The sequence below is a fragment of the Streptomyces sp. NPDC007901 genome (assembly GCF_042959465.1).
Classification (GTDB): domain Bacteria; phylum Actinomycetota; class Actinomycetes; order Streptomycetales; family Streptomycetaceae; genus Streptomyces.
Genome location: NZ_JBIBKW010000017.1, coordinates 170,638 through 191,049 on the forward strand (window position 1 = coordinate 170,638; position 20,412 = coordinate 191,049).

Below are 20,412 nucleotides of genomic sequence, written 5' to 3' on the forward strand. Positions count from 1 at the left end.
GGGCCGGGCGGGCCCGGAGGGCCTCACACGCCGCCGAACAGCGCGCTCAGGCCCCGCTCCACGACGGCTTCGACGTCCTCCTCCCCCGGGCCCACCACCTCGTGGGTGCGCTGCAGGAAGCGGAACAGCGCCTGGGTGTCGAACTGGAGCAGCGCGAGTCCGTGCGGCGAGTGGAACTCCACGGCCGTACGGCCCCGGCCGCAGGGCCAGATGTGGACGTCACCGCGGCCGGCCGGAGCGCTGAGACCCTGGTCGAGCAGCGAGCGGGCGAAGGTCCAGGTGACCTCCTCGCCGCCGAGGGTGACCTCGGCCGGGAAGTCGACGAACACGGCAAGCGGATCACCGGACGTGTAGCGCAGCGTGGCGGGCACCGGGACCTCCTGGTCCTCGGCGGTGATCAGCCGGGCACGAGCGGGCTGCTCGAAAGTGATGTCCATGCCTGTAGGACTCCGTTGGGCCCCTTCGCATGACGCGAAATCCGGACAGAGTTGCCGCGCGTGGCCGAGACCGCGACGCTGCGAACACACGCTCGTAGAACAGTCGACCGAGCGCGACACGAACGCTCCGGTAACGGGGCCAAGACGCGTAGTCCGCCTACGCCTTCCTGCACCGGGACGCGTACGTCTTTCATGGCGGTCGACCAGCCCGTGAAGACTCTGGCATATGCCAGAAGCACCACCGTATCGTGTGTTGCCAAATCCCTTACAGGGCGTCGCAGGCTGTGCAACAGTCGTAACCGGTCCCCCGCCCGTACTGACCGTACCGTCCCCGCATCGGAGTGCGTCATGCCGTCCCATGTCTCCGCGGACCGCCCCGCCGCCCAGCCGCCCGGGCGCGGCTCGGTCGAGGCGTTGATATCGCAGACACGGCGGCTCAAGGGGGACGTGGACGCCGTACGACGGGACACCCAGAGCGACGGCTGCGATCCCCGCGACCGGTGGCAGCGGGCGCTGTACGACCTGGCGCTGCACCAACTCAACGACCTGGACGCGCACTTGGCCCAGCTGCGGGACGGCCCCGCACGGCTGCCGGACGGATGCGAGGTCCTCCCGGAGCCGCACCCGGCGCCGGCCGGCCCGCCGCGCGGTTCGCTGCTCAGCCGGGTCGGCAGCGCCGAGTGGAACCTCCTGACGGACGAGGCCAGTTGGTCCGCCGAGCTCTACCAGATCCTCGGCCGCGACCCCGCCACGCCCGCGCTCACCCTCGACGAACTGCCGTCCGTGGTACTGGACGAGGACCGGCCCTGGCTGACCTCGATGGTCACCTCCTGCCTGGTCGACGCCAAGCCGATCGACGGCGAGTTCCGGGTCCTGCGGGCCGACGGGAACGTACGGACCGTGCACATGATGGGCGAGCCCGTGCTCGGCGGCGACGGCAGCACCGCCTCGATGTGGGCCGTGCTGCGGGACGTCAGCGAACTGCGGCGCAGCCAGCGGACGGTGCGCGAGACCCGGGACTCGATGCAGCGCCTCCAGCAGCGGGACCGGACCGAGCCGCGGCTCGCGGTCGAACTGCAGGAGGCCGTGCTTCCGCCGGGGCGCGGTGCGCTGCGGCCGCCCCGCCGGGGCCCGGGCACCCTGGAGGTCGCCGCCCGGTATCTGCCCTCCGGGACCGACACCCTGCTCGGCGGCGACTGGTACGACGCGCTGGAACTGTCCGACGGCGACACTCTGCTCAGCGTCGGCGATCTCACCGGGCACGGCGTCGGCGTCGCCTCGGGCATGACGATGCTGCTCGGCGCCGTACGCGGTATGGCGATGGCCGGCGCCCAGCCGGGGCACCTCATGTCCCTGCTCAACCAGTTACTCGACGCCACCGTGCAACCCGCGCTGGGCAGCGCCGTGTGCTGCCGCTACCGGCCGACGACCCGCACCCTGACCTGGGCCCAGGCAGGACACCCCGCCCCGTTGCTGTACCGCGACGGGACGGGGTGCGTGCTGAGCGCGCCGGACGGCGTACTGCTCGGTGCCACCTCGGGAGCCGGTTACGGGCAGGCCGAAGTGACCCTGGAACCGGGCGATCTGCTCCTGCTGCACACCGACGGGCTGGTACCCGGGCACAGCGGAACGGACGCCCTGGACCGTCTCCTCGGCCTGGCCCCGCGGTTCGAGACGGTACGCACCGCCCAGGACTGCGTCAGGGCAGCGGTCGAGGAGTTCGGCGAGACCGAGCGCGGGGACGAGGCCTGCGTGCTCATCGCCAAGGTGAGTGAATAAACAAGGGCAGGAAGGACGGCGCGCCGGCCCCTATACCGGTGCGCTGTTGTCGTTCCCCCTGCTCTTGGGCTTGGGCAGGGCGAGCTCGATCTCCTCCCGGAGTTCCTGGATCCTCGGGTAGCTGGAGTACTCGGCGGTCAGCCGGTACATCTCGCGCAGCCGGTCCCAGGTGCGGTGGGAGGAGTTCTGTCCCATCGACATCAGGGCCAACCGCGCGTACCGGTCCGCCTGTTCGGGGTCGTCCGCGATGAAGCAGGCGGACGCCATGGACAGGAAGTCGAAGATCTTCGACCGCTGCCGGCCGTCGACCCTGAGCGACAGGGCCTTCTCCGCGTAGTGCTGGGCGTGCGCGGCCGCGCTCGGGTCGTGCTCGGCCAGCGTGCGGTAGGCCAGGGCCTGCATGCCGTACAGATCCTCTTCCTTGAACATCTGCATCCAGCTCGGCGGCGGCACGTCGCCCCGGTCGGAGACGAAGAGGTCCTCCGCGTGGCCGAGGGTGCGGCGCATCGCCTGGCCCTTGCCCATCGACGCCTGTGCCCAGGCCTCGATGGTGTGGAGCATCGCCCGGGTGCGCGGCAGCACCTCGTCGCCCGAACCGGACTTGGCGAGCTTCATCAGGTCGAGTGCGTCGTCGGGCCGGCCGAGGTGCACCATCTGGCGAGCCGCTCTGGAGAGCGCCTCCCCGGCGCGCGGCCGGTCGCCGCCCTCACGGGCCGCGTGGGCGGCGATGACGAAGTACTTCTGGGCCGTGGGCTCCAGGCCGACGTCGTGCGACATCCAGCCCGCGAGGACGGCGAGGTTGGCGGCGACGCCCCACAGGCGCCGCTGGAGATGGTCGGGGTGGCGGTAGGCGAGCATGCCGCCCACCTCGTTGAGCTGTCCCACCACGGCCTTGCGTTGCAGCCCGCCGCCGCGGGCCGCGTCCCAGGCGCGGAACACCTCGACGGAACGCTCCAGTTCCTCGATCTCCTCGGACCCGATGGGGGCGGCCTCGTAGCGGTCGAACCCAGCGGGGTCGGCGTGCAGAGGGTCGTCGAGGACGGGGGCGTCGGCCCTGAGTGTGGGGTCGGTGTGCAGCCAGTCGTACATGGCGCTGCTGAGTACGGATCCCGCGGTGAGCGCGGCACCCGCACCCACCAAGCCGCGTCGGTTGAGCATGAGGTCCATTCCCGTGAATTCGGTGAGGACCGCGGCGGTTCGTTCGGGCGCCCACGGCATGCCGTCGGGATGTTCCACGTTCCCGTCGTCCGGCCGTTTTCCCGTACGCCCGTGCCGTACCAGACCGAGGTCCTCGATGGTCACGACACGGCCGAGACGCTCGGTGAACAGGGCCGCCAGCACCCGCGGCACCGGATCGCGCGGGATCTCTCCCGTGTCGATCCAACGCCGCACCCGGGAGGTGTCGGTCGACAGCTGGGGGTGGCCCATGGCCGCCGCCTGCCGGTTGACCAGCCTCGCGAGTTCGCCCTTGGACCAGCCGGCCAGGCCGAACAGGTCCGAGAGACGGGTGTTGGGTTGTCCGCTCACGTCAAGCCCCCAGGTTCTCGGCTGAGTTGACAGTAGCCCCGTGACGATTGCCGGGCGACTATTCGCCACGGTTCGCCAGGGTGCGCCAGATGGTGTGCCACTGGGCATCCGGTGTCAGGTAGAAGTGCGCCACCCCGACCCGGTCGCCGCCAGCGAGATGCGGAGACTCTCCCCAGGGTGGATCCGGGTGACCGGGCCGGGTGGGCGTCGAGGATTTCTCAACAGGACTTCTCAGGCAGGCACCGCAGGTACACGAAGGGATCTGTATCGCCCATGTACGCAGCATCGTCCTCCGTGTCCGCCCCGCTCCGGCCGCTGCGCCCCCGCCCGGCGGGCAGCGGCCCCTATCTCGACCCCGCGCGCACCGGGGCCACCGCACCGGTCGTGGGCCGGCAGCGGCGCGCCCCGGGTCTGGGCACCCAGCCCCTCAGCGGGAGACTCGACTTGTCCGGCCCCCAGGGCGCGCAGCTGCGCACCGCGATCGCGTCGGTGCACCGGATCTGCCCGGAGTTCGCTCCGGTGCAGGTGCTGCGCCGCTCCGGGCGGTCCGTGATCCTCGTCGGGACGACGGGGCGCAGCACGGCCGTAGCGAAGTGTCTGCTGGACCACTCCCCCGCGTGGGCGGAGCGGATCCGGCACGAAATAGCCGCTTACCGCTCGTTCGTCCGGCACCGGCCGCCGATCCGGGTGCCGAGACTGATCGCGGCGGACCCGGACAACTGCACGCTGGTGATCGAGCGGATGCCAGGCCGGGTGGCGGCGATCCAGCGCCACCCGGCGGAGGCTCCGCCCCGGGCGGACATCCGGGCCGCCCTGGGCGCGATCTGCCGGCTGAACGCGTGGCGCCCCCCGGCCGGCACCTTCGACGCCCCGGTGGACTACGCGGCCCGTATCTCCCGGTACCACGAGCTGGGTCTGCTCACCGACCGGGACATGGGGGACCTGCAGAAGCTGCTGCACGGCATCGCGATCGCGGCGGGCCGTCAGGGGATGGGCCAGTTCTGCCACGGCGACGCCCTGCTCTCGAACATCCTGCTGTCCCCGGCCGGTCCAGTGCTGGTGGACTGGGAGCACGCGGGCTGGTATCTGCCGGGGTACGACCTGGCGACGCTCTGGTCGGTCCTCGGCGACGCCCCGGTGGCGCGCCGTCAGATCAGCCAGATCGCCCAGTCGGCGGGGCCCGCCTCCCGTGACGCCTTCCTGGTGAATCTGATGCTGGTCCTCACCCGGGAGATCAGGACCTACGAGACCGCCGTGCAGCGTTCGATGCACGACGCGACCCCGGCGGCACCGGGTACGGCCCACCCGGGCGCCGCGCCGACCGGCGAGGAACAGCGGCTGCTGCTCCGGCGGCTGCACGACGACTGCCAGCTGGCCCGCCGGGCCGTGCGCGCGGCGGTCGGCACTCGCTGACGGGGACGAGGATCCGCGGTGCGCTCAGGGCAAACGCGCACCGCGGATCTCTTGTGTTCACCCCTCACAGGTGTATGCCACTGACGCCGCGCAGGCCGCGAGCCTGCGGCGCGAAACTCCCACGATCTTCGTATGACATGGGAATTCACCCTTCTCTGGGCATGATTGACGGATCGTCGGCAAGCCGGTACCACTGAGCCACGCTCAGCCCCGCACGCCCCGCCGCGCCCGAACGCCCCAGGAGGCTGCATTGCGAGGATCCGTCACCGAGCCAGCGCCCGTTCGAGGCCGCAGACCCACGCGCAGGACGGCCGGTGCCGTGGCCTCCGCCGCGCTGCTGCTGCCGTTGCTGGGCGCGGCTCCGCCCCCGAGCACCACCGCGTCGTCCGCCGGACTGCTGCAGCGGGCGTTCGCGTCCGCCGCCGCCGAGTACCACGTGCCGCAGAGCGTGCTGCTGGCCGTCTCCTACCTCCAGTCCCGCTGGGACACCCACGGCGGCGCGCCGAGCGTGACCGGGGGCTACGGCCCGATGCACCTCACCGACGCGCGCACCGCGCTGGCCACCGCGACCGAGCACTTCGCCGACGGCACCGAGGACGCCCGCGGCGACAGCGCCCGTCCCGCCCTGCACCCCAGGGCGAAGGTGCCGGAGAACTCAGCGATCCCGGCCCGTCTCCGGACCCTCCCCGAGGCCGCCGAGCTGACCGGCGTCCCGGCCGCGGAACTGCGCACCGACCCGGCGGCGAACGTGGCCGGCGGTGCCGCCCTGCTCGCCGCCGCGCAGCGGAGCCTCGGCGCGCCCCTCAGCGCCGATCCGGCCGGCTGGTACGGCGCGATCGCCCGCTTCTCCGGCGCCGACGACAAGGCGACCGCGGCGGCGTACGCGAACGACGTGTTCGACGTCCTCCACACGGGCGAGGAGCGCACCACGGACGAGGGACAGCTCGTCGCGCTCGCCGCCCAGCCGCGTCTGAAGGCCGACACCGCGCAGCTGAGGCTGACGAAGCTGCGCACGGTGGCGGCAGACGACACGGAGTGCCCGACAACGGTGTCGTGCGAGTCGATCCCGGCGCCGTACTCCCAGTTCGGGGACAACGACTACGGCAACCACGATCTCGGCGACCGGCCGGTGTCGCAGAGCATCAAGTACATCGTCATCCATGACACCGAGGGCTCCTGGGACACGACGATCAAGCTGGTCCAGGACCCGACCTATGTGTCCTGGAACTACACGATCCGCTCGACCGACGGTCTGATCGCCCAGCACGTCAAGGCGAAGGACGTGGCCTGGCACGCCGGCAACTGGTACATCAACGCCAAGTCGATCGGCATCGAGCACGAAGGCTTCCTCGCCGCGCCGGACGCCTGGTACACGGAGGCGATGTACCGCTCCTCCGCGCGGCTGGTGAAGTACCTGTCCGAGAAGTACGGCATCCCGCTGGACCGGCAGCACATCCTCGGCCATGACACCGTGCCCGGCCCGGTCACCTCGTCGATCCCCGGGATGCACACCGACCCGGGCCCGTTCTGGGACTGGCGGCACTACTTCGAGCTGCTGGAGCACCCCTTCAAGCGGACCGCCGGCAGGAAGGGCGGTCTGGTGACGATCCTGCCGGACTACGCCGCGAACCAGCCGGCGTACACCGGCTGCGTCACCAAGGGGCAGCCCTGCGCCGCCCACGGTTCCAGCGCGGTACGGCTGTACTCCGACCACGACGAGAGCTCGGCCCTGATCAAGGACATCGGTCTCGGTACGACGCCGACGACCGACGTCAACGACCTGTCCTCCCGGGTCGCCACCGGTCAGCAGTACGCGGTGGCGGACACCTGGGGCGACTGGACGGCGATCTGGTTCCTGGGGCAGAAGGCCTGGTTCAGGAACCCGGCCGCGCAGCCGACCGCGGTGAGCGCGGCCGGGCGGGTGGTGACGCCGAAGGCGGGCCGGACCAGCATCCCGGTGTACGGCCGCGCCTACCCCGAGGCATCCGCGTACCCCTCGGGGGTACCGGCCCAGTCGATCTCCCCGCTCTCGTACACGATCCCCGCGGGCCAGGAGTACGTGGTCGGTGACGAGGTGCCGGGTGAGTACTACTACGCGGTCACCTTCACCACCGACTCGCACGAGGTCGTGATCGGCAAGGACCTGTACTACGAGATCCAGTACGGCCACCGGGTCGCCTTCGTCCGCGCGGCCGACGTCGATGTGACGTCGTCCCGCAGGTGGGTCAGGCGGTAGCCGCTGTCAGCCCTGCTGGAAAAGCTCCGCCGGGAGCGGCTTCAGCAGGGCGTACAGGTCGTCGGTGATGGGGCGGTCCCAGGCGGCGATGGTCACCAGGACGCCGTCGCTGCGGTCGAACTGGACGCAGGAGATCCGGCTCTCGGAGAGCTTCAGACGGCGCACGATCAGCAGGTTGTCGCCCTGCAGGACCGGCATGTCCTCGGTGCCCACGACGGTGACGTCCTCGTCGTTCTCCAGTGCGAGGAGGAGCTGGCCGACCTCGAAGGGGATCTCGTCCTCGGCGACCTCGCGGGCCGGGGAGCCCTCGGGGAGGTTGCCGATGATCATCGCGGGGCCGCGGCCGCCGAAGAGGTCGTAGCGCAGGAAGACGCCCTGGCAGGTGCCGTCGGGGGCGGGCAGCAGCCCGGCACCGAGGTTGCCGGGCCAGTCGCCCGGGTCCATGGCCAGTACGTCGAAGTCGGGGCCGGCGGGGGTGGCGCTGCGGCGGCGGAGGAACGACATGCGGTCCATGGTACGGGGGGCTGCGCGGGCTGGGGCCGCGTGGGGTGGTTGCGGTACGTGGTCGGGTGCGGCGCCGTCGGGGCTTGTCGCGCCCCGACGCGGCGGAGCCGCATATCAGATACAGCCCCGCGCCCCTAGGGGGTGGCGCCCTGGGTCTGTTCCATGGTCAAGGTCAGTCCGGCGCGGGCCTGCGCCGCCAAGCCGTCCGCTCCGCACTGCTCGGCGGTCTTGAGCCCCCTGCGGAGGTGGGCGGCGTCATGGAGTTCCGTGCCCAGGGCGACCAGGGCGCAGGCCAGTTCATAGGCGGCCGGGGAGCGGTCCAGGTAGGTCACCGCTTCTCGCAGGTACGTCACGCGTGCCGACCCCGTCGTGACCTCGGCCGCTGTACGCAACGCCTGGCCGATCGCCGACGGAGCGCCGAACTGGCGGGCGCGGGTCACCGCTTCCAGGGCCGTCGTCAGGGCTCGGTCGGGCGTGTCGCAGGCTTCCGCGCGGGCCAGGTGAAGTTGCCAGGGGCACCAGGCGGGGTTGCGGATGCCGCGTGGTTCGAGGCGGCGGCCGGCCGCGGAGAGCTCGGCCGCGGCGGCCTCGGTGAGGCCGCGGGCGAGGAGCAGTTCGCCGTAGACCGTCTGGGCGTCGGGGAAGACCACGGCCGCCGGGAAGGGCTCCCGGAAGGAGTGGTCCTCGGCGACCCGGGTGGCCTCCTCGGTGCGGCCTCGGGCGAGCAGGGTCTGGATGAGGGTGCCGAGGGCGTACCAGTGGGCGGGAGTGCCGGGTCCGACGCGTTCGGCGAGGCGCAGGCCGGAACGGACCAGGTCCTCCGCCTCGGCGAGCCGGCCGCGCCGGTAGCGGACGTAGCCGAGCAGGGTGTACGCGAAGGACAGGTGGGCGCCGCGCCAGCCCTGGCGTTCGAAGTCGGCGGTGCCGGCGGCGAAGAGCTCCTCGGTGCGCTCGGGCCGGTCGGCGTACATGAACGCGAGGGCGACCAGGACGGGGACCTCGAAGCCGCGCTCGGCCTCGGCCCAGCCGAGGCCGCCGGTGAGGGCGCGTTCCGCGTGGTGGAGGGCGATGCCGGCGGGTTCGCCGCGCTGGATCGCGTCCCAGGTGCGCAGGCCGATGATGTACCGCTCGGTGAGGTCGCGGCCCTGGAGCCGGTCGGCGAGCCGAGCCAGCCGGCGGGAGCGGGAGGGGTGGTCGGGTTCATCGGCGCGGAAGGCGTCCCACATGAACTGTTCGGAGAGCATGCGGAGGCGGACCCGGGCGTCGCCCGTCACCCGGATCTCGCGGGCGAGGGTCTCGGAGGCCTCGGCGAGCCGGTCGCTGTGGGCGAGGACCTGGGAGAGCCGGTAGACGATGTGATGGCGCAGGGCGGGCTCGGCGATGGGCTCCTGGAGGGCCGCGCGGAGGTGGTTGACGGTGGTGGCGGGTTCGGTGAGCAGGGAGGCGCTGCCGAGTTCGTGGAGGACGGCGGCGCGCTGCTTGGCGGGCGGGGGTTCGCGCAGGGCGCGGGCGAGATAGCGGCGGGCCGCGTCCGGGGCACCGGCCCGGAGGGTCTCCCCGGCGGCGGCGCGCAGCTGCCGCACGACCCAGGCGTCGCCCTCGGGGTGGGTTTCGAGGAGGTGGCGGGCCGCGGCGGTGGCGCCCTGGCCGTCGTCGGTCACGCACCAGGCGGCCTGGCCGTGCAGGGCGACCCGGGTGGCGGGCGGGATGGCCCGGTAGACGGCGGTGGCGATCAGCGGGTGGACGAATTCCAGGGTCTCGGCGCCGATGAGGATACGGGCACCGCGCAGGGCGTCGGCGGCGTCGGCGGCCTCCTCGTGGCCGAGGCCGGCGACGGCGGCGGCGAGCGCGGGATGGATCTCGGTGCCGAGCACCGCGCAGGCCCAGGCGAACCGGACGGCGGAGGGGCCGAGGCGTTCGAGCCGGGCGATCAGTCCGCTGCCCTTGACGGCGGCGGCGAGGTCGCGCAGCAGGGGCGCCCCGGCCTCGGTGGGGTCCAGGCCCCGGTCGTGGACCTTGGCGGTCAGTTCGACGATCTCGAAGGGGTTGCCGGAGGTGACGGCCCAGGACTCGTGGCAGAAGGCGTCGTCGGCGTGGTCGCCGAGGCTCTCGCGGACCAGTCCGGCGACGGCGTCGGCGCTGAGGGGTTCGAGGTCGTGCGGGCGGCCGCCTGCCCGGCCCGGCAGGCCGCGCAACGCGTCGGCGTGCTCGGGGAGTTCGTCGGGCCGGTACGCGACGACGACGAGCAGCGGGAGTTGTTCGGCGCGGGGTGCGAACGCGGCGAGCCAGCCCAGGGATTCGGGGTCGGCCCAGTGCGCGTCGTCGAGGACGAGGACCATCGGGGCGCGGCGCACGGCGAGGTGGGTGAGCACCCAGTCGAGGCCGTCGCGCAGGCCCTGCTGGTCGGGCGGGGCGCCCTCGGTGGGGGCGCACAGGCCGAGGGCGGGGCCGACGATGTCGTACCAACTGCCCAGTGAGGCACGGAGTTCGGCCTCGGGCGCGCCCGCGAGGCGGGGCTGCAGGAGCTGGCGGGCGACGTGGAAGGCGACGCGCTGTTCCTGGTCGCCGCCGCGTGCGGAGAGCACGGTGCAGCCCTGGGCGGCGGCGCGTCGGCGGACCTCGGCGAGCAGCGTGGTCTTGCCGATTCCGGCGCGGCCGGCGAAGGCGAGCAGGGCGCCGCGCCGCCGGTCGGCGGGATCCGCGCCGTCCGGGCCCAGACGTGTGAGTTCGGCCAACGCCTCGTCGACGGCGACGAGTTCGCTCTCGCGCTCGTAGAGCGTGCGTCGGTTCCGCAGGACCCGCTGTCCCATGACCACCCCCCGCCACGGTGGTACGCGAGCGCGGGGAGCGGGCGCGCACCGTGGCTTGCAGGCAGCTCAGCGTACGCCTGACGAGAGTGATCCGCCCCCTACTGGTGGTAACTGACGCGGGGGCCTTGACATCACTCCTCGGCCGGCGCCGGCGGCACCACCGCGACGGGGGCGGCCGCGTGCAGCAGCACGGCCTGGGTGACGGAGCCCATCATGCGGGCCGGGGCGAGCGGGCGCCGGCGGTGGCGGCCGACGACGACCAGGCCGGCGTCCTTGGAGGCGGAGACCAGCAGGCCGGCGGCGTCACCGGGCGGTGCGAGGATCTGGGTTCGCACGTCCGGGTGGTTCTTGAGGTACGGGGCGAGGAAGCCCTCGGCGAGGGTGCGGGTCTCGTGCTCGACCTCGTCCTGGTCGACGGCCGGCGGGACCATTCCCCCGGCCGCGGCCCAGCTCTGCACCGGCCAGGGGTAGGCGGCGATCACCTGGAGCAGGGCGTCGCGCCCCGCGGCCTCCGCGAAGGCGAACGCGAGGGTGGCGTCGTCGGGGCTGTCCACGTCCAGGCCGACGACCACCCGGGGCCCGGGCTCCGCGGGCAGCTCCTCGTGCACCACTCGTCCCGGCCGGGGTACGACGACCACCGGGCATCCGGCGTCGCGGGCGGCGGCCAGGCCGTTGGAGCCGAGCAGCAGGCTGGCGAAGCCGCCGCGGCCCCGGGAGCCGAGCACCAGCAGCTGCGCGTCGGCGCCGAGTTGCGGCAGCAGAGCGGTGGGGGCGCCCTCCAGGGCGACGTACTCGGCGGCCGGTTCCCCGGCACCGGTGCGCAGCCGGTCGCGGACCTCGTCGAGCACCGGGTCACCGGCACCGTCCGGCTCCCCGGCGACGAGGACGTCCGGCTGCCCCCAGGCGGCGTACTGCCGTACATGCACCACCCGCAGCGTCGCGCCCCGCCGCCGGGCCGCGTCCACGGCCCAGTCCAGGGCGCGCAGACTGTCGTCCGAACCGTCCACCGCGGCGATGACCGGCGCTGTGCTCATCGTTCCTCACCTCCGGAATACGACCTTCCCTTTTCCCGGGGCCAGCCTGTCGCAGGCGGCGGCCCCGGAAGGGCGCTGCTGGTCACGTGTCCGGAAATCCTTGCGGAACACCCCCCGGTTCGGCGCTGGGCCATGGGACCCGGGGGGGGAAGCACGCGGGCGCGCGGCCCGTCAGGTCAGGTCGAACTCGCCCTCCCGGGCCCCCGACACGAAGGCTCCCCACTCGGCGGGGGTGAAGATCAGGGAAGGGCTCTGCGGGCTGCCGCTGTTGCGCATCGCGATGAATCCCTCGACAAAGGCGATCTGGACATCCCCCAGGCCACGGCTGCTGGACTGCCACTCGGCCCCGCTGAGGTCCAGCTCCGGCTTGTCCCAGCCCCGTACCGGCTGCTGCTGGATGGTGCTCTCGGCCACGTCCGTGCTCCTCCCGAATTCGTCGTCCGCGGCCAGCCTAGCTTTCGGTTCCGGCACTCAACAGGCCACGTGAAGGGGTCCTTTCAGGAGTCGGGGGCCGCGGCGCCGACGAGCCACATGGAGAAGAACTGGGAGCCGCCGCCGTAGGCGTGCCCGAGCACCTTGCGGGCGCCGTCCACCTGGTGTTCTCCGGCCTGGCCGCGCACCTGGAGGGCGGCCTCGGCGAACCGGATCATCCCGGAGGCACCGATCGGATTGGTGGAGAGCACTCCGCCCGACATGTTGACGGGGAGGTCCCCGTCGAGCTCTGTGACACCCGATTCGGTGAGTTTCCAGCCCTCGCCCTCCTCGGCGAAGCCGAGGTTCTCCAGCCACATGGGCTCGTACCAGGAGAACGGCACGTACATCTCGACGGCGTCGATGTCCCGGCGCGGGTCGGCGATCTGGGCCTGCCGGTAGACGTCCGCCGCGCAGTCCTTCCCGGCCTGCGGCGAGACGGCGTCCTTGCCTGCGAACAGGGTGGGCTCGCTGCGCATGGCCCCGCCCAGCATCCAGGCCGGCGGCTTCGGGGAGCGGGCGGCGCCCGCCCGGTCGGTGAGGACCATGGCGCAGGCGCCGTCGGAGGAGGGGCAGGTCTCCGAGTAGCGGATGGGGTCCCACAACATGGGGGACGCCTGGACCTTCTCCAGGGTGATGTCGTGCTCGTGGAGGTGCGCGTAGGGGTTCTTCAGCGCGTTGCGCCGGTCCTTGTAGGCGACCAGCGAGCCGACCGTGTCGGGGGCGCCGCTGCGCCGCATGTAGGCCCGCACATGGGGGGCGAAGAAGCCGCCCGCGCCCGCCAGCAGCGGCTGCTGGAAGGGGATCGGCAGGGACAGCCCCCACATGGCGTTGGACTCGGACTGCTTTTCGAAGGCGAGGGTCAGCACGGTGGAGTGGACCCGGGCGGCGACGAGGTTCGCCGCGACCAGCGCGGTCGACCCGCCCACCGAGCCCGCCGTGTGGACCCGCAACATGGGTTTGCCCACCGCGCCCAGCGCGTCCGCCAGGTACAGCTCCGGCATCATCACGCCCTCGAAGAAGTCGGGCGCCTTGCCGATGACGACGGCGTCGATGTCGGCCCACGTCAACTCGGCGTCGTCGAGCGCCTGTCGCGCCGCCTCGCGCACGAGCCCCGCGATCGAGACGTCCCGCCGGGCCGCCACATGCTTGGTCTGGCCGATCCCTACGACGGCCACGGGCTCCTTGCTCATCGCGGATCCCCTTCGAGTACGGCGACCAGGTTCTGCTGCAGACAGGGCCCGGAGGTGGCGTGGGCGAGGGCGCGGTCGGACTCGCCCCGGTGGATGCGGGCGGCGGCCTCGCCGAGGCGGATGAGCCCGGCGGCCATGATCGGGTTGGCGGCGAGGGCCCCGCCGGACGGGTTCACCCGCACGTCGTCGCCGAGCCGCAGCGCCTTTCGCAGCACGACCTCCTGTGCGCTGAACGGCGCGTGCAACTCGGCGGTGTCGACCGGCCGTTCGAAAGCGCCGGCCTTCTCCGCGGCGAGCCGCGCGGACGGCGAGTCGGTCAGGTCGCGGACGCCGAGGCCGTGCGCCTCGATACGGTGGTCGATGCCCCGGATCCAGGCGGGCCGGACACACAGCTCCCGTGCCCGTTCCCCCGCCGCGAGGATCACGGCGGCCGCGCCGTCACCGATGGGCGGGCAGTCGCCGGTCCGCAGCGGCCGTACGACGTACTCGCCCTGCGCCACCGGTCCCCTCAGCTGGGCGTGCACGTTGGCGGTGGCGTCGGCCCGGCTTCTGGCGCCCACGGCGGCCAGCGCGGGCTCGTCGGTCTCCCCCGCGTCGATGAGGGCCTGGGCCTGGAGGGCGGCCAGGGCGACGGAGTCCGGCCAGAGGGGGGCCACGTAGTAGGGGTCGAGCTGCCGGGTCAGCACGTCCCGCACCGAGCCCGGCGAGGACTTGCCGTAGGAGTAGACAAGCGCGGTGTCCGCGTCCCCGGTGAGCAGCTTGGTCCACGCCTCGTACAGCGCCCAGGCGCCGTCCATCTCGACGTGCGACTCGGAGATCGGCGGCCAGGCGCCGACGCCGTCGAGGGCCAGGGTGAAGGAGAAGGCGCGACCGGCCAGGTAGTCGCTGGAGCCGGAGCAGGTGAAGCCGATGTCGGCGGTCTTCAGACCGGTCTGGCCGAGGACGTCGTGCAGCACCGGCATGAGCATCTCCACCTCGGAGAGGTCCTCGCTGGTGCGGCGGTGGTCGGTCTGCGCGAAGGCGACCAGTGCTATGTCACGCATCACAGCAGCTCCTTGTACGTGTCGTAGTCCGCGTCGGGTTCTCCGGTGGGCCGGTAGTGGTCGGGATAACGGGCCCCCTCCGTCCACACCGGCTCCACCCGCAGCCCCATCCGCACCTGGTCGTAGGGGATGCCGCCGATCCGGCCGTGCAGGGCGAGCCCGGCGCCGTCGAGGGCGATGTGGGCGTAGACGTACGGCACCTCGATGTCGAGGTTCTTCGCCTTGATGTTGACGATGCAGAAGGTGGTGACCGTGCCCGCAGGACCCACTTCGACCTGTTCCGATGTGGCCACCCCACATGTGGGGCACGCACCCCTCGGCGGGACGTACACCTTCCGGCAGGACGGGCAGCGCTCGCCGAACGTCCGCCGGGACGACAGGGCGTTGATGTACGCGGTCTGGGCGCGGCCCGGCGAGTAGGTGTAGTCGAGGCGTGCGTGCGCGACGATGCCGTGCACGGCATCCTCGAACTCCCCGTCGTGCCCGCCGGGTTCGAGCGCCTCGCCGTCGTACGGCTCGAAGCAGGCGATGTCGGTGACGGCCCCGGAACGTTCCTCGGCCCAGCGGACGCGGACCCGCATCCCGGTGTGCACGGCCTCCGGTCCGGGCGCGTCCAGGGCGTGCAGCAGGGCGGTGTCGGCACCGTCGAGCCGGACCAGCACCCAGGCGAAGGGGGTGCCGAGGGGCTGACCGCGGCGGGGTTCGTCGTTCCAGGCCCAGGTGGTGACGGTGCCGGTGGGCGCGACCTCGACGAGATCGCGGATCTCCTCGGCGGTCACGGGGTCGTACTCGACGGGTGGCACGAGGGTGCGGCCGTCGCCGGTCCGCACCCCGAGGACGACACGCTCACGCAGTCCGGTGAGAAAGGCGCTCTGGACGGGGCCGAGGGACCGGGTGAACGGGAACTCGACGACGAGGGGGGCTTTGAGGACTTCGGTCATCGGGGCTGCCTCCTTGAGAAGGTGAGTGAATCGCGCCCCAAAGGGGCGCGGGGCTGTGACATGTGCGGCTTCGCCGCGTGGGCGCGACCAGCCACATCGGACCCGCAGCCTCAAACGCACCTCGAAACACTCACGCACGTTTGTAATCAGGCGGCCGCTTCTCCGCGAAAGCCCGCGCCCCTTCCTTCGCGTCCGCCGTGTCGAAGATCGGCCACCCCCGCTTCAGCTCCGCAGCCAGCCCGTCGGTCTCCGTCAGCTCCGCGGTCTCGTACACCGACGCCTTCACCGCCTCGACCGCCAGCGGCCCGCACGCGTTGATCTGCTCGGCGATCTCCAGCGCCTTGTCGAGCGCCCCGCCGTCGGGGACGACATGTCCGACCAGCCCGATGCCGGCGGCCTCACGCGCGCTGTAGGGCCGCCCGGTGAGGAGCATCTCCAGCGCGTGGGTGCGCGGGATCTGGCGTTGCAGCCGGACGGTGGAGCCGCCGATCGGGAAGAGCCCGCGCTTGACCTCGAAAAGCCCGAAGGTGGCCGACTCGCCCGCGACCCGGATGTCGGTGCCCTGGAGGATCTCGGTGCCGCCCGCCACGCAGTAGCCCTCGACGGCGGCGATCACCGGTTTGCGCGGGCGATGGTGGCGGAGCATCGCCTTCCAGTGCAGATCCGGGTCGGCCTTGAGCCGGTCGCGGAGGTGCTCCCCCGCCATGCCCTGTCCGGCCAGTGCCTTGAGGTCCATCCCGGCGCAGAAGGCGCCGCCGGCCCCGGTGAGCACGATCGAGCGGATGCCGTCGTCCTCGTCGGCCTCGATCCAGCCGTCGTACAGCCCGACGAGCATGGAGATCGAGAGCGCGTTCTTCGCCTCGGGCCTGTTCAGCGTGAGCACGAGTGTGGCGCCCTCGCGCCGCACGGTGAGGTGTTCCGTCCCACCCATGACCGTCTCCCCTCTCAAAGAACGAGAACAGGTTGCAGTAGCCGGGGAGCCACTTCAAGGGTTTTCTGACAGACAGTCAGATTTCTTCGCGCGAACCCTTCCCACTTGCCGCGCCCTTTGCTCTGATGACCGGCGAACCGACAGGTGCGCCTTTCTTCGTCACGGTTGCCGGGGTCAGGAGGAGCGGTGGAGTACAACCTTGCCGATCTGTTCGAGTCGGTCGTCGACGTGGCCGCGGACCGCGAGGCTCTCGTCTACATCGACCACCCCGGCACCGGCGCGGAACGCCGGCTGACCTACGCGGAGCTGGACGCCGCCGCCAACCGCGTCGGCCATCATCTGATCGACAGCGGCATCCGCCCCGGCGAGCACCTCGGGCTGCACCTCTACAACGGGGTGGAGTACCTCCAGACGGTGCTCGGCTGCCTCAAGGCGAGAGTGGTGCCGGTCAACGTCAACTACCGGTATGTCGAAGAGGAGTTGGTGTACCTCTACCGGGACGCGGACCTGGTCGCGCTGGTCTTCGACGCGGAGTTCGACGACCGGGTGGCGGCGGCACTGCCCCGGGCGCCGAAGCTGCGGCATCTGGTGCGGGTGGGCGGGCCGGGGTCGGGGGCCGACGCCGTGCCCTTCGAGACGGCCGAGGCCGCAGGGTCGCCCGAGCGGGGCTTCCCCGCGCGTTCGGCGGACGACCAGTTCATCATCTACACCGGCGGCACCACCGGGATGCCCAAGGGCGTGATGTGGCGTCAGGAGGACCTGTTCTTCGCGGGGTTGGGCGGCGGGGCGCCGACCGGGGAGCCGGTGAAGCGGCCGGAGGAGCTGGCCGAGCGGGTCGCGGCCGGCGGGACCGGGATCACCTTCTTCCCCACACCCCCGCTGATGCACGGCACGTCGACCCTCACCTCCTTCATCGGCTTCAACTTCGGGCAACGCGTGGTGATCCACCGCAAGTTCGTGCCCGAGGAAGTGCTGCGGACCGTCGAGAAGGAGAAGGTCACCAGCATGTCGCTGGTCGGCGACGCGATGCTGCGTCCGCTGATCGACGCCCTCAACGGCCCGATGAAGGGCACCGACTGCTCCTCCATGTTCAGCGTCTCCTCCTCGGGCGCGATCCTCTCCGAGACCGTGCGCCGGCAGTTCAGCGAACTCGTCCCGAACGCCATGCTGCTGAACAACTTCGGGTCCACCGAGTCCGGCTTCAACGGCACCGCGACGAACGACTCCGGAGCCGGCAGCAGGTTCCGCGTCCGCGTCAACTCCCGTACGCAGGTGGTCGATCCGGCCACCCATGAGCCGGTCGCGGTGGGCGAGATCGGCCGGGTCGCGCAGAGCGGCCATGTACCGCTCGGCTACTACAACGACGCGGGGAAGACCGCCGAGACCTTCTTCGAGAAGGACGGCCGCAGGTGGGTGCTGCTCGGCGACATGGGGACGGTCGACGCGGACGGTGTGGTGACCGTGCTGGGCCGGGGCTCGCAGTGCATCAACACCGGGGGCGAGAAGGTGTACCCGGAGGAGGTCGAGCAGGCGCTGAAGTCGCATCCGGACGTGTACGACGCCCTGGTCGCCGGGGTGCCGGACAGCACCTGGGGCAATCATGTGGCGGCCGTGGTGCAGCTGCGCGAGGGCGCCGAGCGGCCCTCCCTCTCCGACATCCAGACCCACTGCCGTACCCAGCTGGCCGGGTACAAGATCCCCCGCCAGCTGGTGATCACCGAGTCCATCCAGCGGTCGCCGAGCGGCAAGGCGGACTACCGGTGGGCGCGGGAGGTGGCGGTGGCCGCCGCGCGGTAGGACGTGCGGGCGGCGGGGCCGGCCCGCCGGGTCCGCTCTTTGCACGCGATTGACCCGGCTGTTTGAACACCGGGTTACGTCAGGCCGTACGCGAGGTTGGCGGTTCCTGACCTGCGGGCCCGGTCCGCCGTGCCATCGTCGGGCTTTGCACGGAAGGACTTGCGGGTGTCGCACCTCACGCCCCCTCGCCAACTGCCGGACGCGGACGCGTCGGCGCCGGACCGGGCGGCGGGGACGCCGCCCGCGCCGGCGGAGACCGAGACCGAGTCGAACGCCTCGTCGCGCGTACACCCGACGGACGAGGGGGCCGAGGCCCGCATTCGGGTCGAGGCCGGAGAACGGGTCGAGGCCGGAGAACGGGACGGGGATCCCGAGGAAGCCGGGGAGACCACGGACCCGCCCCCTGCCGCCGCCGGCGACGACGAACCCGCTCCCGAGGGCGACGAGCCTCCCACCGGCCCCGCCGCGGCCGAGGAGGAGAGGGCCGAGGAGGAGAGCGAACCCGCTTCCCAGGCAACCGGCTCCGGCCGGTTCGGGCGGATCGGCCGGTTCGGCCGCCACCCCCGGATCGCGGCCGGCGTGCGGGTGGGGACGAGTGTCCTGGCGGGTGCGTTCGTGCTCGGCGCGATCCTCGTGCCGGACCGCCTCGACCGGTTCTCCTTCCACAACTTCCTCCGCCTCCCCGTCGAGGCGTTGTACCTCGCGATCATCCTGCTCGCACTGCCGTCGAAGGCACGACGGATCACGGCCGCCGTCGCGGGGACGCTCCTCGGCCTGTCCACCGTCCTGAAGTGCCTGGACATGGGCTTCTACCAGACCCTCGCCCGACCGTTCGACCTGGTCTTCGACTGGGTTCTGCTGACCGACGCGGCGGACTGGGTGAAGGACTCGTTCGGTCACACGGGCGAGGTGCTCGCGGTGATCGGGTTGATCGTCCTGCTCGTCGCCGTGCTCGTGCTGAGCGCGCTCGCGATGGTGCGGCTGGCGAACGTCCTGGACCGGCACCGCTCCACGGCCGTGACCACGACGCTCGTCCTCGGCACCGTGTGGATCACCTGTTTCTCGCTGAGCGTGCAGTTCGCCGGCGTCCCGTTCGCCACCAAGGGCTACAGCCAGTTCCTCGCCAACCGTGTGCAGTACGTCCGCGACGGACTGGGGGACGCCGACGTCTTCAAGAAGCAACTCGCCGTCGACGCCTACGCCGACACGCCGTCCGACCAGCTGCTGACCGGACTGCGCGGCAAGGACGTGCTGTTCACCTTCATCGAGAGCTACGGCCGGGTGGCGATCGACGATCCGGCGATGGCGCCGGAGATCGACGCGACGCTGAACGAGGGGAACGCCCGGCTCAAGGCGGCCGGTTTCGCGGCACAGAGCGGCTGGCTCAGGTCGCCCGTCACCGGCGCCGGCAGCTGGCTGGCCCACTCGACCTTCCTGTCCGGCCTGTGGATCAAGAACCAGCAGCGGTACCGGACCCTGACCACCGGCGACCACGCGACCCTCACCAGCTACTTCCAGAAGACCGGGGCCTGGCGCACGGTCGGCATCGTCCCGGGCGTGCGCAAGTCCTGGCCCGAGGGCAAGTACTTCGGCCTCGACCACATCTACGACTCCACCCACCTCGGCTACGAGGGACCGTACTTCAGCTGGACCCCGGTGCCGGACCAGTTCAGCCTGGAGGCCTTCCAGAAGCTGGAGCACGGGAAGAAGAACCGCGACCCGATCATGGCGGAGATCATCCTGGCCTCCAGCCACAACCCCTGGTCCCCCATCGCCCACATCATCGACTGGAAGGACCTCGGGAACGGCAAGATCTTCTACAAGATCAAGAAGGAGGGCACGAACCCCACGGAGGTCTGGAAGAGCGCGAAGAGCGTGCGGACCGAGTACCGCAAGGCGATCCAGTACTCCCTGGACAGCCTGACCCAGTGGATGCAGCGCTACGGCGACGACAACACCGTCCTCGTCTTCCTCGGCGACCACCAGCCCGTCCCGACGGTCACGGCGGGCAGCACCAGCCGGGACGTACCGGTCACCGTCGTCGCCCGCGACCCGAAGGTCCTGGACCGGGTCGCCGGCTGGGGCTGGACGGACGGGCTCAAGCCCGCGGACAACGCACCGGAGTGGGCCATGAACCAGTTCCGTGACCGCTTCCTGAAGGCGTTCGGGCCGCAGAGCTGAGGCTGACGAGCCACTCCGCCCCGCCACGACGCACGGGTGTGCCACCACGGCGGGGCGGTCCGGGGGCCTTACTCTGTGCGCACGATGTGACGTGGATCATCCACGCAGTGTCATG

Annotated in this window: 15 protein-coding genes; 5 read left to right on the forward strand and 10 right to left on the reverse strand. The window is 71.8% G+C overall.

The window, feature by feature from the left end; translation table 11 throughout:
- Positions 1–23 precede the first annotated feature (23 nt).
- Positions 24–437, reverse strand: coding sequence for an SsgA family sporulation/cell division regulator (locus tag ACFZDK_RS40390; RefSeq protein WP_390980225.1), 414 nt, complete (start codon positions 435–437; stop codon positions 24–26).
- Positions 438–785: 348 nt separating this feature from the next.
- Between ACFZDK_RS40390 and ACFZDK_RS40395 the strand changes: the two genes are divergently transcribed.
- Entirely contained in the window at positions 786–2,216 is a 1,431-nt protein-coding gene (locus ACFZDK_RS40395) for a SpoIIE family protein phosphatase (protein WP_390980227.1), read from the forward strand.
- A gap of 30 nt (positions 2,217–2,246) precedes the next feature.
- Here the strand turns inward: ACFZDK_RS40395 and ACFZDK_RS40400 are convergent, their stop codons facing one another.
- Positions 2,247–3,743, reverse strand: a complete 1,497-nt coding sequence (locus tag ACFZDK_RS40400) for a hypothetical protein (protein ID WP_390980229.1) — start codon at positions 3,741–3,743, stop codon at positions 2,247–2,249.
- Positions 3,744–4,016: 273 nt separating this feature from the next.
- Between ACFZDK_RS40400 and ACFZDK_RS40405 the strand changes: the two genes are divergently transcribed.
- Both ACFZDK_RS40405 and ACFZDK_RS40410 read left to right on the forward strand, forming a co-directional pair.
- Positions 4,017–5,156, forward strand: coding sequence for a phosphotransferase (locus ACFZDK_RS40405; RefSeq protein WP_390980231.1), 1,140 nt, complete (start codon positions 4,017–4,019; stop codon positions 5,154–5,156).
- Between the two features lie 250 nt (positions 5,157–5,406).
- Positions 5,407–7,392 carry an N-acetylmuramoyl-L-alanine amidase gene (locus tag ACFZDK_RS40410; RefSeq protein ID WP_390980234.1) on the forward strand — a complete coding sequence of 662 codons (1,986 nt, stop codon included), beginning with the start codon at positions 5,407–5,409 and terminating at the stop codon, positions 7,390–7,392.
- Positions 7,393–7,398: 6 nt separating this feature from the next.
- Here ACFZDK_RS40410 and ACFZDK_RS40415 read toward each other — a convergent pair whose 3' ends face one another.
- The 8 genes from ACFZDK_RS40415 to ACFZDK_RS40450 all read right to left on the reverse strand — a co-directional run bounded on the left by ACFZDK_RS40415 (position 7,399) and on the right by ACFZDK_RS40450 (position 16,319).
- Positions 7,399–7,896 carry a hypothetical protein gene (locus ACFZDK_RS40415; RefSeq protein WP_352221697.1) on the reverse strand — a complete coding sequence of 166 codons (498 nt, stop codon included), beginning with the start codon at positions 7,894–7,896 and terminating at the stop codon, positions 7,399–7,401.
- A gap of 134 nt (positions 7,897–8,030) precedes the next feature.
- Positions 8,031–10,706 carry an AAA family ATPase gene (locus ACFZDK_RS40420; protein WP_390980237.1) on the reverse strand — a complete coding sequence of 892 codons (2,676 nt, stop codon included), beginning with the start codon at positions 10,704–10,706 and terminating at the stop codon, positions 8,031–8,033.
- A gap of 131 nt (positions 10,707–10,837) precedes the next feature.
- Entirely contained in the window at positions 10,838–11,740 is a 903-nt protein-coding gene (locus ACFZDK_RS40425; RefSeq protein ID WP_390980240.1) for a universal stress protein, read from the reverse strand.
- Positions 11,741–11,911: 171 nt separating this feature from the next.
- Complete coding sequence (locus ACFZDK_RS40430; protein WP_355723738.1) at positions 11,912–12,154, reverse strand: DUF397 domain-containing protein; 243 nt, start codon at positions 12,152–12,154, stop codon at positions 11,912–11,914.
- Between the two features lie 83 nt (positions 12,155–12,237).
- Positions 12,238–13,404 carry a thiolase domain-containing protein gene (locus tag ACFZDK_RS40435; protein ID WP_390980243.1) on the reverse strand — a complete coding sequence of 389 codons (1,167 nt, stop codon included), beginning with the start codon at positions 13,402–13,404 and terminating at the stop codon, positions 12,238–12,240.
- Positions 13,401–14,447, reverse strand: coding sequence for a thiolase domain-containing protein (locus ACFZDK_RS40440; protein ID WP_390980245.1), 1,047 nt, complete (start codon positions 14,445–14,447; stop codon positions 13,401–13,403). Before ACFZDK_RS40440 ends, ACFZDK_RS40435 begins: the two co-directional genes overlap by 4 nt.
- Positions 14,447–15,388, reverse strand: coding sequence for an OB-fold domain-containing protein (locus ACFZDK_RS40445; protein ID WP_390980247.1), 942 nt, complete (start codon positions 15,386–15,388; stop codon positions 14,447–14,449). The genes ACFZDK_RS40440 and ACFZDK_RS40445 overlap by 1 nt, the downstream gene beginning before the upstream one ends.
- A 130-nt stretch (positions 15,389–15,518) precedes the next feature.
- Positions 15,519–16,319: a crotonase/enoyl-CoA hydratase family protein gene (locus tag ACFZDK_RS40450; protein ID WP_390980249.1), complete on the reverse strand. Its 801-nt coding sequence runs from the start codon at positions 16,317–16,319 to the stop codon at positions 15,519–15,521.
- A gap of 186 nt (positions 16,320–16,505) precedes the next feature.
- Here ACFZDK_RS40450 and ACFZDK_RS40455 point away from each other — a divergent pair, with 186 nt between their 5' ends.
- Both ACFZDK_RS40455 and ACFZDK_RS40460 read left to right on the forward strand, forming a co-directional pair.
- Positions 16,506–18,116 (forward strand): AMP-binding protein, encoded by a 1,611-nt coding sequence (locus ACFZDK_RS40455; protein ID WP_390980251.1) that lies wholly within the window; start codon positions 16,506–16,508, stop codon positions 18,114–18,116.
- A gap of 165 nt (positions 18,117–18,281) precedes the next feature.
- A complete protein-coding gene (locus tag ACFZDK_RS40460) occupies positions 18,282–20,297 on the forward strand; it encodes a sulfatase (RefSeq protein ID WP_390980253.1) in 2,016 nt (671 codons plus the stop codon).
- Positions 20,298–20,412: the final 115 nt, after the last annotated feature.

Coding starts and splice junctions, on each gene's coding strand:
- ACFZDK_RS40390 (WP_390980225.1), bottom strand. CDS start 437: ATGGACATCACTTTCGAGCAGCCCGCTCGTGCCCGGCTGATCACCGCC.
- ACFZDK_RS40395 (WP_390980227.1), top strand. CDS start 786: ATGCCGTCCCATGTCTCCGCGGACCGCCCCGCCGCCCAGCCGCCCGGG.
- ACFZDK_RS40405 (WP_390980231.1), top strand. CDS start 4,017: ATGTACGCAGCATCGTCCTCCGTGTCCGCCCCGCTCCGGCCGCTGCGC.
- ACFZDK_RS40415 (WP_352221697.1), bottom strand. CDS start 7,896: ATGTCGTTCCTCCGCCGCCGCAGCGCCACCCCCGCCGGCCCCGACTTC.
- ACFZDK_RS40420 (WP_390980237.1), bottom strand. CDS start 10,706: ATGGGACAGCGGGTCCTGCGGAACCGACGCACGCTCTACGAGCGCGAG.
- ACFZDK_RS40425 (WP_390980240.1), bottom strand. CDS start 11,740: ATGAGCACAGCGCCGGTCATCGCCGCGGTGGACGGTTCGGACGACAGT.
- ACFZDK_RS40435 (WP_390980243.1), bottom strand. CDS start 13,404: ATGAGCAAGGAGCCCGTGGCCGTCGTAGGGATCGGCCAGACCAAGCAT.
- ACFZDK_RS40440 (WP_390980245.1), bottom strand. CDS start 14,447: ATGCGTGACATAGCACTGGTCGCCTTCGCGCAGACCGACCACCGCCGC.
- ACFZDK_RS40445 (WP_390980247.1), bottom strand. CDS start 15,388: ATGACCGAAGTCCTCAAAGCCCCCCTCGTCGTCGAGTTCCCGTTCACC.
- ACFZDK_RS40450 (WP_390980249.1), bottom strand. CDS start 16,319: ATGGGTGGGACGGAACACCTCACCGTGCGGCGCGAGGGCGCCACACTC.